The organism is Vibrio sp. JZG120 (genome assembly GCF_053890955.1).
Map to the genome: position 1 here is coordinate 638,433 of NZ_JBSRRK010000004.1, position 13,037 is coordinate 651,469.

Sequence of the window (13,037 nt, forward strand, 5' to 3'; positions counted from 1 at the left end):
CGTCTATTCACCAAACTGAATACGGTGCAATTGTGCATACGCACCATTTTTTGCAATAAGATCGGCATGGTTGCCACGCTCAATGATGGCGCCATCATCAACCACAAGAATCTCATCGGCTTTCTCGATAGTTGACAAGCGGTGCGCAATCACGAGTACCGTTTTGTCTTTCTGCAGCTCATCTAATGCAGCTTGGATAGCGCGTTCTGATTCCGTATCCAAAGCAGAGGTCGCCTCATCAAGAATCAATACCGGTGCATCACGCAATAGAGCACGTGCAATAGCGACACGTTGACGTTGACCGCCAGATAGACTCGCGCCATTTTCACCAATCATGGTATCAAGCCCATCATCCATTTTGCTGATGAATTCCATAGCATGCGCGAGTTTTGCCGCTTTCTCGATATCACTGCGCTCGTATTTTCCATCCGTTGCGTAAGCAATATTGTTTGCAATCGTGTCATTAAATAAATGAACATTTTGTGATACTAGCGCAAACTGCTGACGCAAGTTCTTTAACTCGTATTCACGAATATCATGTCCGTCTAATGTGATGGAGCCACTATCAACATCATAGAAACGATTGAACAAGTTCGCGATGGTACTTTTACCGGAACCGGAACGACCAACCAGCGCAACGGTCTTCCCTCTTGGAATATCGAAGCTGACATTTTCCAATGCTGGCTTTTCTGCGCCAGTATAAGTAAAGCTTACGTTTTTAACTGAAACATCGCCATTTGCGCGTTCAACTGTCAACTTACCTTCGTTTTTCTCAGGCTCAAGGTCAATCAACGCAAAGAGCGTTTGGCTCGCGGCCATACCACGTTGGAACTGAGAGGTAACGTTAGTAAGCGCTTTAAGCGGACGCATCAAACCAAACATCGCAGAGAAGACAACGGTAAATGTACCTGGAGTCAGTTGCTCTTTAATCGAGTCAATACTTGCTAAGTAAAGAACGGCAACAATAGCAAGTGACGCAATCATTTGGATGATAGGGTTAGCCGCCGCTTGAGCCGTCACCAACTTCATGCTTTGTTGACGCATTTGGTTGCTGACCTTCTCAAATCGTTTACGTTCGATATCTTGGCCGCCGTAGCTCAACACGACTTTATGGCCTTTCAGCATCTGCTCTGCTGACGCAGTCACGTTGCCCATCATTGTCTGCATATTTTTGGATATTTTTCTAAAACGTTTAGAAACGACACCAATACCCCACGCGACAACGGGAGCAACAGCAAACAGCACTAACGACAACTGCCAGCTGTTGTAAAACATCAGGACTAACAGGCCAATGATACTTGCACCTTCGCGAACAATGCTCACTAACGCCTGGCTGGTTGCCGCAGATACTTGCTCTGAATCGTAGGTAATACGTGACAATAAATTGCCCGTCTTTTCCTTATCGAAGTAAGACACTGGCATATGCATAAAGTGATTGAATACCATGCGGCGGACTTGCATAACCACATTGCCGGATACCCAGCTCAAACAGTATGTGGAGACAAATCCACTTATGCCACGGACAAACATCATGGCAAAAATAATCAATGGAAGCGTGCGTAGAAAATCAGATTCAGCGTTCCCAAAACCTTCATCTAGTAATGGTTTTAATAGGGAAATCATATAGGTATCTGATATAGCATTAATAACTAATGCAATGACTGCAACGACAAGACCTGACTTGTAAAGGCGAATAAATTGCCATAGACGCTTAAACGTCTGCCAAGTCGTTTCATCAGTATTTATCGACATAGAAGTGCTTTATTTTCTTACATTAAGACTCTCATTCTACTCCCTTACGCAGCATCTGCCTATACCAAGGCTCAAATGTATCGCTACGTTTGGTTTCTGAGCGCCAATTATCACGGTGAATAGAGAAGCTTACCTGACCATATTCCCCAGTATCAAGCCAAGTAATGTCAAGCTTGCGATATGCTGCAACAACATGTTCTGCCGGCATTCCCCATTGATTATTTTTTGCCAAAGAAGCAACGGCCACACTCGGATTTACCGCTTCAATAAAGCGAGGATTCGACGAACTTTTACTACCATGATGAGGGACCAACATCACATCACTTTTTAACTTTTCAGGCTCCCTGAGCAAGATCCACTCGCTAATGGTCTCAATATCACCAGTAAAAAGCATACTGAACGTAGAAATAGGGTCGGTAAGGCGTAGTACACAGGAGTGCGGATTATATGCACGTTGAACAAGAGCAGGAGGCCAAAGTACTTCTATATTTAACCCTTGCCATTTCCAATGATCGCCGCGAGTACAAGACTCATATCCGATAAAGTTTTGGCTACTGAGTTTGCGCTGTGGCGAAAAGGAATCTTCAATGAACAAGCGTCCTCCTGCATGGTCATTGTCGGAATGGCTGAGGATCATCGTATCGATGATTTCATAACCTCGTTGATGCAAGACCGGAGTGACGACCTGCTCCGCAATACTGCCATTTTGCCATGCTTTACCTGTATCATAGAGCAACACTTTATCGTCTTTTTCTACAATCACCGCAAGGCCATGGCCCACATCTAATACATCAATGCGCCAATGTTGCTGATCATATTCCGATGTGAGCTTAATACTAATTACAATACCAAGTAACAAACACCACGCGTACTGAAACATGAATCGTTGAAACACCAAGCAAGCAATTACCGCCAGAATCAGCCCTGTCATTTCTATACTAATGGGTTGCCAGGAGCCTATCGCGTGCTGAATTGACGTGCTCAATGGCTGCAATGACCAGTCCACCAACTGCCACAGAGGCTTTGCTATCATTTCAAGAAATAAAGATGAGAACAGGGCCAGAAACATCAAAGGCACAACGATAAATCCGAACCAAGGAATAAACGCCAAGTTGTATGCAATTGATGACAAACTGAAACCAGAAAAGTAATAGCCACTAATAGGCACGATTAACACACTCAACATCAATTGAGTAAGCAATAACACTTTTAACTTCGCCTTCCAGCCCCCGCTTTGATGCCGAATCAAATTGATTGCGAACAGCACTGCGCAAACTGACAGATACGATAACCAAAAACTCATGCTATACGATGCAAAAGGTTGAACAAGCAGTTGTAGCGCTACCGCGAGCAAAAGTACCCGCCAGGATGCCCAGTGCACTAAGGTATATTTGAGAACGACGTAAATAACACATACCGACACCGCGCGGGTAGTAGGTAGTGAGAAGTCCGCTAACCAAGCATAGGCAACGGCAAACATCAGCCCACATAAGCTAGGCAATAGCTGGTATTGAGGTAACGCATAACGAATGGCACCGCCCACCACTAGCCCAAAAGTAAACGCCATACCAATATGTAAGCCCGAAATCGAGACCAAGTGCAGTAAACCACTGTCTCTGAGTGCTTGCCAATCTTCCTTAGATAACCAAGAGCGATCGGCAAAAACTAACGCATTTATTAACGAGAAATGATGAAGGGAGGACACATCCTCCGAAACATCAGCGATAATGGCTTGGCGCAAAGATGTAGTAGAACGAATAATCCAGGTAACATCCTTGTTAACAACACCGCGTGCGATAATACTTTTACCCATTGCGTGCTTTTCAGCGTCAAAACCAGCTTCGTTGCGTAGGCCTGTAATCGGCTTTAACGAGACGGATGTCGTAAACTCACTGTTAACATCGAGTGGAAAAGGCGTAATAAGACGGATTTTAGGTTTAAGAAAAGGTAACAGAGTTTGAGAATTTACCTTTTTTAGAGCCACAATGCCTTCATATCCGTGACTTATTTGCGTAAAAGGGCTGTCAACTTTACCAATTATGGTAATATTCTCCCCTGCTTGAAAAAGGGCTTGTCTCTGAGACTCCAATACATTGCCGTGGACGATGACAACCATAAAGCCCGCAATTGCGCCTATGCTAATTAAGCCACGACGTAATTTGATTATTGAGCCAGTGGTTATTATTCCCAGCAGCAGCCAACGCCAATCTGGTATTGTCGGCCACCAAGCTGACGAAATTACGCTCGCTACAAATAACGCCAAGGTCCAACTTTTTTCTGAGAGAGTCATGCTGTCCTATGCCTAGAAAGCTGATAAAACGCTTCATGCCAGATCATGAATTGATCAAACGCCAAAAAGCATTGAAGGTCTTCGGCAATGTGTTGTACAACCCGAACTTGTGGTGTTTAAATCGTCGCTCGGCGTCTGGGGCTTTTGCTGTCGGGTTATTTATGGCATTTGTTCCGCTACCAAGCCAAATGATCATGGCTGCTGGTTTGGCAATCATGCTTGGCGTCAATTTACCTCTCTCCGTCGCTTTGGTATGGATAAGCAACCCCATCACCATGCCTGTGTTATTTTATTTTGCGTATAAGCTTGGCGCTTTAGTGATGCATGTTCCTCCGCAACCTTTCCACTTTGAACTTTCGTGGGAATTCATCATGCAACAGATGAGCACTATTGGCCCTCCATTCTTATTAGGCTGTGCTATCTGTGGTGTCATATCCGCGATTATTGGCTACTTCGGCATTAGAGGACTTTGGCGCTACTCAGTGGTTCGGAGCTGGCAAAAACGCAAAATAAGATAAGACGTTACTGCATAAAAATCAGCATTTGCGCTATCAGTTGAGGGGCACCTAACAGTTAGAATGAAACACGATGTCGCTCAAGTTGGATAAATACAAAAAAGGACCGAATTCGGTCCTTTTTGCTTTTCTCGTATTGTAAAACGGTTGGTTATTTAGAACTCAGCACCGCTGCCGGATTTAACTTCGCGGCGCGAGAAGCGGGGTACCACGTTGCAAGCAAACTCAAAACGATCGCCGTCACCGACACCAATGCTACGTCTGGCCAGTGTAACTGTGATGGTAAGAAGTCGACGAAGTAAATATCACCCGATAAAAACTGATGACCGATTAAGCTCTCTAACCCTTTAATTAACGGAGTCAGGTTTAACGCCACTAAGACACCAATAACACTGCCGACGAGACTGCCAAATACACCAGAGAACACGCCTTGCCAAACAAAGATACGTTTGATTAGGCTATCTTTTGCTCCCATTGTTCGCAAAATTGCAATTTCTGCGGCTCGATCTTTGACTGCCATCATCAGCGTAGACACAATGTTAAAACATGCCACACCAATCACGAGTACCATCACCAAGTACATAATGGTGCGTACGAGCTGAATATCGCGATATAAAAAACCAAACTTTTGCTGCCAGCTTTTCAAATACACGTAAACATCCACCATGCTACCTACCTCACGAACAATAGAAGGCGCATTGAGAACATCATCCGTTTTTAGTGAAATGCCAGTGACCCCTTCCCCTAACCTCGCGTATTGCTGAGCATCCGCTAATGGCACTAACGCTAAAGAATGGTCTATTTGGCCATTCAACGTTAAGAACCCAGACACCTTCACGCGCACACGCTTAGGAGCCTGCACTTTGTTTGAGCCGCCTGTTTGCGGAATCATCAACGTAATGTAATCCCCCACGGCGACATTTAGCTCGTTTGCTACACCTCGGCCTAAGATCACTTGCTGCTGACCGGCATAAAAGTTTTGCCAAGCTTCTTGGTCAATAAAATTCGATAAGCTCGACACCGCTTGCTCGAAAGTAGGCTCTACGCCACGAACTTCTATCGCTTTTAGCTTACTGCCTTTTTCTGCTAACCCCGTAAAACGAACGTACGGCGCTGCCGCAACAACATCTTCATGGTTTAGGGCTTGATTCATCGTTTTGGTGTAGTTATGAAGCGGTCCATTAACACCTTCCAACTCGCCGTGTGGAATAACTGACAACACACGCGATTGCAGCTCGCGCTCAAAGCCATTCATTGCAGAAAGACCGATAATGATCACGGCTACACCAACCGCAATGCCAATCGTTGAAGAAAGCGAAATGAAAGACACCATCTTGTTGCGCTTTTTCGCTCGACTGAAGCGACCACCAATCATCAATGCTAAAGATGAAAACAAAATTAGCCCTCCGCAGATGCTGTATCAGTCACAAAACGATCTACGAGCAAACCATCTTGCATGTGCATTTGACGATCCATTTTCGCCGCCAGCTCTTTATCATGCGTGACAACCAAAAATGCAATGTTTGACTCTTTATTGAGCTCGCGCATCAAATCATAGATAGACAGTGCCGTATTATGATCTAAGTTCCCCGTAGGTTCATCGGCCAAAACAAGATCAGGCTTATTCACCAATGCACGCGCAATCGCAACACGCTGACGCTCACCGCCCGATAACTCAGAGGGTCTGTGTTGCATCCGATGACTCAAACCCACTTTATCTAACAGCGCTTTAGCCGCCTGTTTTGCATCCGTTACTTTAGCGCCGCCAATCATCAGTGGCATCGCCACGTTTTCAAGCGCAGTAAAATCAGCTAACAAATGATGAAACTGGTATACAAAACCAAGGTGCTTGTTGCGTAAAGCCGCCTGTTTATTCGAACTTAAAGCCGATAAGTTTTGCCCTAGAAAATCAACTTCACCATGAGTTGCGTCATCTAACGCCCCTAGAATATGCAATAAGGTACTTTTTCCGGAACCAGAAGAGCCAACAATAGAAACCAGCTCCCCTTTATCGATATCGAAACTTACGCCTTTCAACACTTCCGTATCTAACGACCCCTCTCGGTAGACTTTACGAATATCACGACATTCTAATAGCTTATTCATAGCGAAGTGCCTCAGCAGGTTTAACAGAAGATGCTCGATAAGAAGGATAAAGCGTAGCAGCGAGGCTAAGAGCAATCGCCAACACCACCACTAAAAGAATTTGCAGTGAATCAATCAAAATAGGTAGATGACCACCGAAACTGAATAGCGCCACACCGGCAGATTCAAGAATCGCATTCAGGTTAAGTGACAAGATCACGCCCGCAGCGCCACCGACAATCGCGCCAATTACACCACTGCTTGCCCCTTGTACCATGAAAATGGTCATCACTTGAGATTGAGTCATGCCTTGAGTTTTCAATATTGCGACTTCTGATTGTTTCTCCATCACCACCATGATTAAGGCGGAAATAATATTGAATGCAGCAACGCCCACAATTAGACCTAGCATAAGTCCCATCATGTTCTTTTCCATTTTCACCGCTTGGAAAAGCTCACCACGCTGTTCGCGCCAATCACTCCATTGCCACCCGTCAGGCATGGGTTGATCAGCAAAATCCGTCACCATAAATGGATCAGAGAAAAAGACACGCCAACCAGAAACCGTGTCTTTCGGAAAACGCATCAACTTAGATGCATCCGTCATGTTAACAATCATTAATTGACCATCAACGTCCGATCCCGTATTGAAAATACCAGCGACAGTAAAATTGCGCTGGCTAGGAATACGGCCAAGTGGGGTAAACTGCGTCGCGTTGGTCACCATTAAGCGCACTTTATCCCCCATTGATACCTTTAGAGAGCGCGCCAAACTATGACCTAAAAAGACCTTGTAATCGCCCGCTTGAAGTGACGATAATCGCCCAGCAATCAGATGGTTGCTGATCGGATCGCCTTTCTTTGGTTCAATGCCAATGAGGTAACCTGCCGTCAGTTGCGCAGAACTCTGAATTACAGCCTCTCCACGAACGATAGGCTCCGGTTCAGATTCACGCGACATCGCTTGAACAAATGAAGGGGCAGACTCGGTCAACGGCGTTTTTCCATCGTGTTGCGAAACAACGGCATGAGGTAGCACGCCTAAAATGCGCTCTTTTAACTGCGATTCGAACCCATTCATCACAGAAAGAACCGTCACCAATGCCATTACACCGATCGTAATACCCGCCGTCGACATATAAGAAACAAATCGGCTGAACCTATCTCCAGAGCGTCCCCGAAGATATCTCAAACCAATAAATAATGAGATAGGATGATACATATAAGACAAACCAACTGGTTGTTTTGATATAAAGCTTTAGCTGATTATCTTACCTTACTCTTCTCATTAAGAAGACAAGAGAATCGCTAAATTTGTCAACGACATGCAATAAGTCTGTATTTAGGGCAAAAAGTTCAAGGACAAATCAGGTAAACTTGATAACTTCATTCAGTTAGCGATAATCAGTGCCCTACTTCTCTTTGTTTGTTGAGTGAACAGGGAGCGCTCGCTGGCAAAAGGACCGACTATATGACAGAGCAAGAATACTTTACCGTCCATCATAATCTCACTATCAACGTCGAAACGTTGAGTGCGGATTTTGCTTTGCCAGATGAAGAAACCTTTGTCTCCGAAATTCCAGCACCGTTTATTGTTGCCAGCGAATTTAGCCATCTAGATATGTTGGCAGACAATGCACGTCTAGAGCTAAAAAACAAAGATTTAAAGCATGTGATTAACTTGCTTGATACGCAAAACGCGAAACTTAACCTCTTGTTGAGCTTTATGCTTTCACAACAAGATGACGCCTCCATTCGATATCAAACCACGACGTTTGGCGCCAGCCAACTCAGTTACCGTTCAGATACAGCGCTATCTGCCCAACAACTCGTTCGTGTTAAACTGTTTCTCGATCATCCTGCTGCAGCGATTTACGGTTACGCTCAAGTAGAAGAATGTGATGCTTCAGAGCAAGATTTCATTATCACTCTTAGATATAAGATGCTACGTGAATCTGACCAAGATTTGCTGATAAAGGCGGCACTATATCAACAACAAAAACTTTTACGTCAGCGCTCGATGGAGCGAGATAAAAAATAACTCCTATGACAAAAGCAACGATTCTTTCCGTCACCAATCCTTCTGAGCGTGGCGACAAAAAACAGCTAGGTAATTTACCGGGCGCGGCTCTACCTCTCGCTATTGCTGAAATAGCCAAGCAGCATTCGAGTCACTCGCTACTCGTCGTGCCTGACCCGCAAATCGCTTTAAAGCTTCAAGCGGAGATTGAACAATTCACCGACCAAACAGTAAGCCTGTTCCCTGATTGGGAAACGCTGCCTTACGATAACTTTTCTCCGCATCAAGAAATTATCTCTGAGCGTATCGCGCGCCTATACCAACTGCCAAACCAACGTAATGGCATTACCATCGTGCCAGTCAGTACGGTGCTGCAGCGACAGTCGCCACGTGATTTTCTATTGCAACATACCTTAATGGTGAAAACCGGCGATCAACTCTCGCTTGAGAAACTACGTGTACAACTTGAAAATTCGGGCTACCGCCACGTAGACCAAGTATTTGGGCCAGGTGAATACGCGAGCCGTGGGTCGATTCTGGATCTCTTTCCTATGGGCAGCGATGACCCGTATCGCATCGACTTCTTTGATGATGAGATAGATACCATTCGCACGTTTGATCCAGAGAACCAACGCTCTATCGACGATATTCAGCAAATTCAATTGCTGCCTGCGCATGAGTTCCCAACCACTAAAGAAGCGATTGAGGATTTTCGTACACGTTGGCGCACCCAATTTGAAGCACGCCGAGAGCCAGAATCGATCTACATGCAAGTGACCAAAGGCACTTGGCCCGCGGGTATTGAGTATTGGCAACCGCTGTTTTTTGACCATACCGAGACTTTATTTGAATATTTGCCAGAAGACTCTCAAGTCATCACATATGGTGATATTGAATCTGCGGTCGATACTTTCTTAACCGATGTCGAATATCGGTACGACCAGAAAAAAGTTGATCCACTACGTCCTCTTTTGACTCCTGAACAACTTTGGCTGAAAAAAGACGAACTCTTCAGCCAACTAAAACAGCTCCCTATGGCTCAATTGAGCCTAGAGAAAGTGGTTAAGCGTGCTGGTCGTCAAAACCTACCAGTACAATCGTTAGCCGAGCTTGGCGTTCAGCAACAAAATAAAGAACCGCTTTCGCGTCTTCGTCAATTCAGTGAGCAATTCAGCGGCAAAATTGTTTTCTCGGTAGAGTCAGAAGGTCGTCGCGAAGCACTAACGGAACTGTTGCAAGGCATCAAAGTTCGCCCAGTCGTACATGGCTCACTGTACCAAGCTCTAGATTCGGGTGATCGCTTCAGTTTGATCTTAGGCGCTGCAGAGCATGGTTTCATTCACGAAGAGCTGAACTTCGCTCTGATCTGTGAAAGTGATCTACTTGGTGACCGCGTTATCCAGCGACGCCGCAAAGATAAAAAAGCAGTCAACAGTGACACCGTTATTCGCCACCTTGCGGAATTGAAACCCGGTCAACCAGTGGTTCATATTGATCACGGTATTGGCCGCTACATCGGTTTACAAACACTTGAAGCCGGTGGCATGAAAACGGAATACGTCACCCTTGAGTATCAAAACGATGCCAAGCTCTACGTACCAGTTTCATCACTAAACCTTATTAGCCGTTATTCAGGCGGTGCTGAAGAAAGTGCACCACTGCATAAATTGGGTGGCGAGGCTTGGGCAAAAGCACGTCGTAAAGCGGCAGAAAAAGTGCGTGATGTCGCGGCTGAGTTGCTGGATGTTTACGCTAAACGAGAATTAAAACCGGGCTTCAAATTTGAGCTAGATCGTGGGCAATACGCAACGTTTAAAGCAACGTTCCCATTTGAAGAAACGGATGACCAAGCGATGGCCATCAATGCCGTCTTGTCAGACATGTGCCAAGCAAAAGCGATGGATCGCCTAGTGTGTGGTGACGTGGGCTTTGGCAAAACGGAAGTCGCTATGCGTGCAGCATTTGTCGCAACGGATAACAGTAAACAGGTCGCCGTACTCGTACCGACAACCCTGCTTGCTCAGCAGCATTTCGAAAACTTCCGTGACCGTTTTGCCAACTTACCAATCCGAGTTGAAGTACTGTCTCGCTTTAAGTCTGCCAAAGAACAAAAAGTCATTTTGCAAGACGTTGCAGATGGTAAAGTCGATATTGTCGTCGGTACGCATAAGCTGCTTTCAAGCGACATTAAATTCAAAGATTTAGGTTTGTTGATCGTTGACGAGGAACACCGCTTCGGGGTTCGTCAAAAAGAAAAAGTCAAAGCAATGCGTGCGGATGTGGATATTCTTACCCTCACCGCAACACCAATTCCACGTACTCTTAATATGGCCATGAGTGGCATGCGCGATCTGTCGATCATCGCGACACCTCCAGCGCGTCGTTTAGCCATCAAAACCTTTGTTCGTCAAAGAGAAGAATCTGTGGTCCGTGAGGCGGTACTGCGTGAAATCATGCGTGGTGGTCAGGTTTACTTCCTGCACAATCAGGTAGAGACTATCGAGAAAACCGCGGAAGACTTGCAAAAGCTTATTCCTGAAGCACGAATTACCGTGGCACATGGTCAAATGCGTGAGCGCGAACTGGAGCGCATCATGAATGATTTCTACCATCAGCGCTTTAATGTGTTGGTGTGTACAACTATCATCGAAACCGGTATCGACGTACCAACGGCGAATACCATTATTATGGATCGTGCAGACAACCTTGGTTTAGCGCAACTGCACCAATTGCGTGGCCGTGTTGGACGCTCTCATCATCAAGCCTATGCTTACTTATTAACGCCACATCCAAAAGCCATGACCAAAGATGCTATCAAGCGTCTTGATGCGATTGCTTCACTGGAAGACTTAGGCGCAGGCTTTACTCTAGCAACTCACGACTTGGAAATCCGTGGGGCTGGTGAGCTGCTTGGTGACGAGCAAAGTGGGCAAATTCAATCGGTTGGTTTTACACTGTACATGGAAATGCTGGAACAAGCAGTCCAAGCATTGAAAGAAGGTAAAGAACCTTCTTTGGACGAGCTGCTTTGTGAACAAACTGAAGTTGAAATGCGAATCCCAGCGCTCTTGCCAGACGATTACATCCCGGATGTGAATACACGACTGTCGATGTACAAACGTATTGCGAGCGTTACGAGTGGTGAAGAACTCTCAGAGCTCAAAGTGGAACTTATCGATCGATTTGGACTGCTTCCAGACGCGACGAAGAACTTACTTGCTGTCTCAGAATTGAAAATTTCGGCTGGTAGCCTAAAAGCGAAAAAGATAGAAGCCCATGATAAAGGTGGATTTATCGAGTTTTACCCTGATGCTGACATAAATCCAGCGTATTTGGTTAAACTGCTGCAATCACAGCCGCAAAAATTTGCAATGGAAGGTCCAACTAAGTTCAAGTTTAGCGTACCATTGGCGGACCGACGTAAACGCATTCAGTTTGTTCAAGACTTACTGAATGATTTTAAACAGAATTTATTACCAACGAGCTAATAGTCGAATGAGAATACTGATCCCGTTATTGCTTCTATGTGTCTCAATGCCTTCTTGGGCACAGCGTCAATTTGATATTGAAGTGATCATTTTCAAGCGAGCAGTCGACGCTGAAAGCACCACTGAATCTTGGCCGAATCAACTGCCAAAAATCGATATGGAAAATGTCGGCAGCTTAGAGAGTGAATCATACCGTCGCTCTAAAGGTGTAACACTACTGCCACGCTCATCTTTCCGCCTGAATGCGCAAGAAGCGGCATTAAACAACCATGCTGGGTTTAAAGTGCTTAAACACGTAGCATGGCGTCAAGGTGACCGAGGCAAATCTAGCGCCCCAATTTTCCGTATTGTTGGTGGACGAGATTTTTCTGATTCTTATCACGCAGATGGTAGTCCAATCAATGGCAGTACTCAGACATTTTCCACTGACGGTTACAGTGAGGAGACAGTCAACGGTCCTTTGTATGAACTAGATGGCCGATTCCAAATTTACGTGCAGCATTATCTATTCGCTGAAACGACACTAGACCTGCGCGAGCCAAGTGTTAGAGAAGTGCGTTTTGAACCAACTTCAACTGAGCAATTGGCGGATGATTTAGGTGAGGTCGATGGCAATGTTCAAGTCGGTAACTTGGCGGAAATCTCCCCTACAATAACAGAAGAAAAGTTCCTCAAGAGCTACCGAATGGATCAAAAACGCCGTATGCGTAGTAGTGAGACTCATTACCTAGACAACCCATTGATGGGCATGATCATTCAAGTTCGTCGCGTTCGATAAGCACGAGTGATTCAACAAAGCGCAGCATTTGCTGCGCTTTGTTTTTATCTGTTATGTCCTCAGTTATTCCTAACCAACGCAGAGCAAGGAAAATAACTGCGTTACAGTA

Annotated in this window: 9 protein-coding genes; 4 read left to right on the forward strand and 5 right to left on the reverse strand. The window is 45.3% G+C overall.

Annotated features, from left to right (window positions below; translation table 11 throughout):
• Positions 1–3: 3 nt before the first annotated feature.
• Positions 4–1,752 carry a lipid A ABC transporter ATP-binding protein/permease MsbA gene (gene msbA, locus ACWPOD_RS11295; protein WP_005390646.1) on the reverse strand — a complete coding sequence of 583 codons (1,749 nt, stop codon included), beginning with the start codon at positions 1,750–1,752 and terminating at the stop codon, positions 4–6.
• Positions 1,753–1,783: 31 nt separating this feature from the next.
• Positions 1,784–4,042, reverse strand: coding sequence for a DNA internalization-related competence protein ComEC/Rec2 (locus ACWPOD_RS11300; RefSeq protein ID WP_456231895.1), 2,259 nt, complete (start codon positions 4,040–4,042; stop codon positions 1,784–1,786).
• Between the two features lie 8 nt (positions 4,043–4,050).
• Between ACWPOD_RS11300 and ACWPOD_RS11305 the strand changes: the two genes are divergently transcribed.
• Positions 4,051–4,560, forward strand: a complete 510-nt coding sequence (locus ACWPOD_RS11305; protein ID WP_006742150.1) for a DUF2062 domain-containing protein — start codon at positions 4,051–4,053, stop codon at positions 4,558–4,560.
• Between the two features lie 148 nt (positions 4,561–4,708).
• On the opposite strand, the gene lolE is transcribed toward ACWPOD_RS11305, so the two are convergent.
• Genes lolE through lolC form a run of 3 tightly spaced genes read right to left on the reverse strand, consistent with a single transcriptional unit; the run spans position 4,709 to position 7,864 of the window.
• On the reverse strand, positions 4,709–5,953 hold the full coding sequence (gene lolE / locus ACWPOD_RS11310) for a lipoprotein-releasing ABC transporter permease subunit LolE (RefSeq protein ID WP_456231896.1): 1,245 nt from the start codon (positions 5,951–5,953) through the stop codon (positions 4,709–4,711).
• A 2-nt stretch (positions 5,954–5,955) separates the two neighbouring features.
• Positions 5,956–6,663: a lipoprotein-releasing ABC transporter ATP-binding protein LolD gene (gene lolD / locus ACWPOD_RS11315; RefSeq protein ID WP_046874713.1), complete on the reverse strand. Its 708-nt coding sequence runs from the start codon at positions 6,661–6,663 to the stop codon at positions 5,956–5,958.
• On the reverse strand, positions 6,656–7,864 hold the full coding sequence (gene lolC, locus ACWPOD_RS11320) for a lipoprotein-releasing ABC transporter permease subunit LolC (RefSeq protein WP_085343473.1): 1,209 nt from the start codon (positions 7,862–7,864) through the stop codon (positions 6,656–6,658). The genes lolD and lolC overlap by 8 nt, the downstream gene beginning before the upstream one ends.
• A gap of 249 nt (positions 7,865–8,113) precedes the next feature.
• On the opposite strand from lolC, the gene ACWPOD_RS11325 reads away from it, so the two are divergent.
• Genes ACWPOD_RS11325 through ACWPOD_RS11335 form a run of 3 tightly spaced genes read left to right on the forward strand, consistent with a single transcriptional unit; the run spans position 8,114 to position 12,928 of the window.
• Positions 8,114–8,683, forward strand: a complete 570-nt coding sequence (locus ACWPOD_RS11325) for a PilZ domain-containing protein (RefSeq protein ID WP_456231897.1) — start codon at positions 8,114–8,116, stop codon at positions 8,681–8,683.
• Between the two features lie 5 nt (positions 8,684–8,688).
• Positions 8,689–12,150, forward strand: a complete 3,462-nt coding sequence (gene mfd, locus ACWPOD_RS11330; protein ID WP_456231898.1) for a transcription-repair coupling factor — start codon at positions 8,689–8,691, stop codon at positions 12,148–12,150.
• A gap of 7 nt (positions 12,151–12,157) precedes the next feature.
• The gene (locus ACWPOD_RS11335) at positions 12,158–12,928 is read left to right on the forward strand and encodes a peptidoglycan binding protein CsiV (protein WP_074191059.1); all 771 of its coding nucleotides are present in this window, start codon (positions 12,158–12,160) and stop codon (positions 12,926–12,928) included.
• Positions 12,929–13,037 lie beyond the last annotated feature (109 nt).

Excerpts from the sequence above, each read along its gene's own strand:
- ACWPOD_RS11335 (WP_074191059.1), top strand. The coding sequence starts at position 12,158 with ATGAGAATACTGATCCCGTTATTGCTTCTATGTGTCTCAATGCCTTCT.
- ACWPOD_RS11325 (WP_456231897.1), top strand. The coding sequence starts at position 8,114 with ATGACAGAGCAAGAATACTTTACCGTCCATCATAATCTCACTATCAAC.
- ACWPOD_RS11305 (WP_006742150.1), top strand. The coding sequence starts at position 4,051 with ATGCCTAGAAAGCTGATAAAACGCTTCATGCCAGATCATGAATTGATC.
- lolD (WP_046874713.1), bottom strand. The coding sequence starts at position 6,663 with ATGAATAAGCTATTAGAATGTCGTGATATTCGTAAAGTCTACCGAGAG.
- ACWPOD_RS11300 (WP_456231895.1), bottom strand. The coding sequence starts at position 4,042 with ATGACTCTCTCAGAAAAAAGTTGGACCTTGGCGTTATTTGTAGCGAGC.
- mfd (WP_456231898.1), top strand. The coding sequence starts at position 8,689 with ATGACAAAAGCAACGATTCTTTCCGTCACCAATCCTTCTGAGCGTGGC.
- lolC (WP_085343473.1), bottom strand. The coding sequence starts at position 7,864 with ATGTATCATCCTATCTCATTATTTATTGGTTTGAGATATCTTCGGGGA.
- msbA (WP_005390646.1), bottom strand. The coding sequence starts at position 1,752 with ATGTCGATAAATACTGATGAAACGACTTGGCAGACGTTTAAGCGTCTA.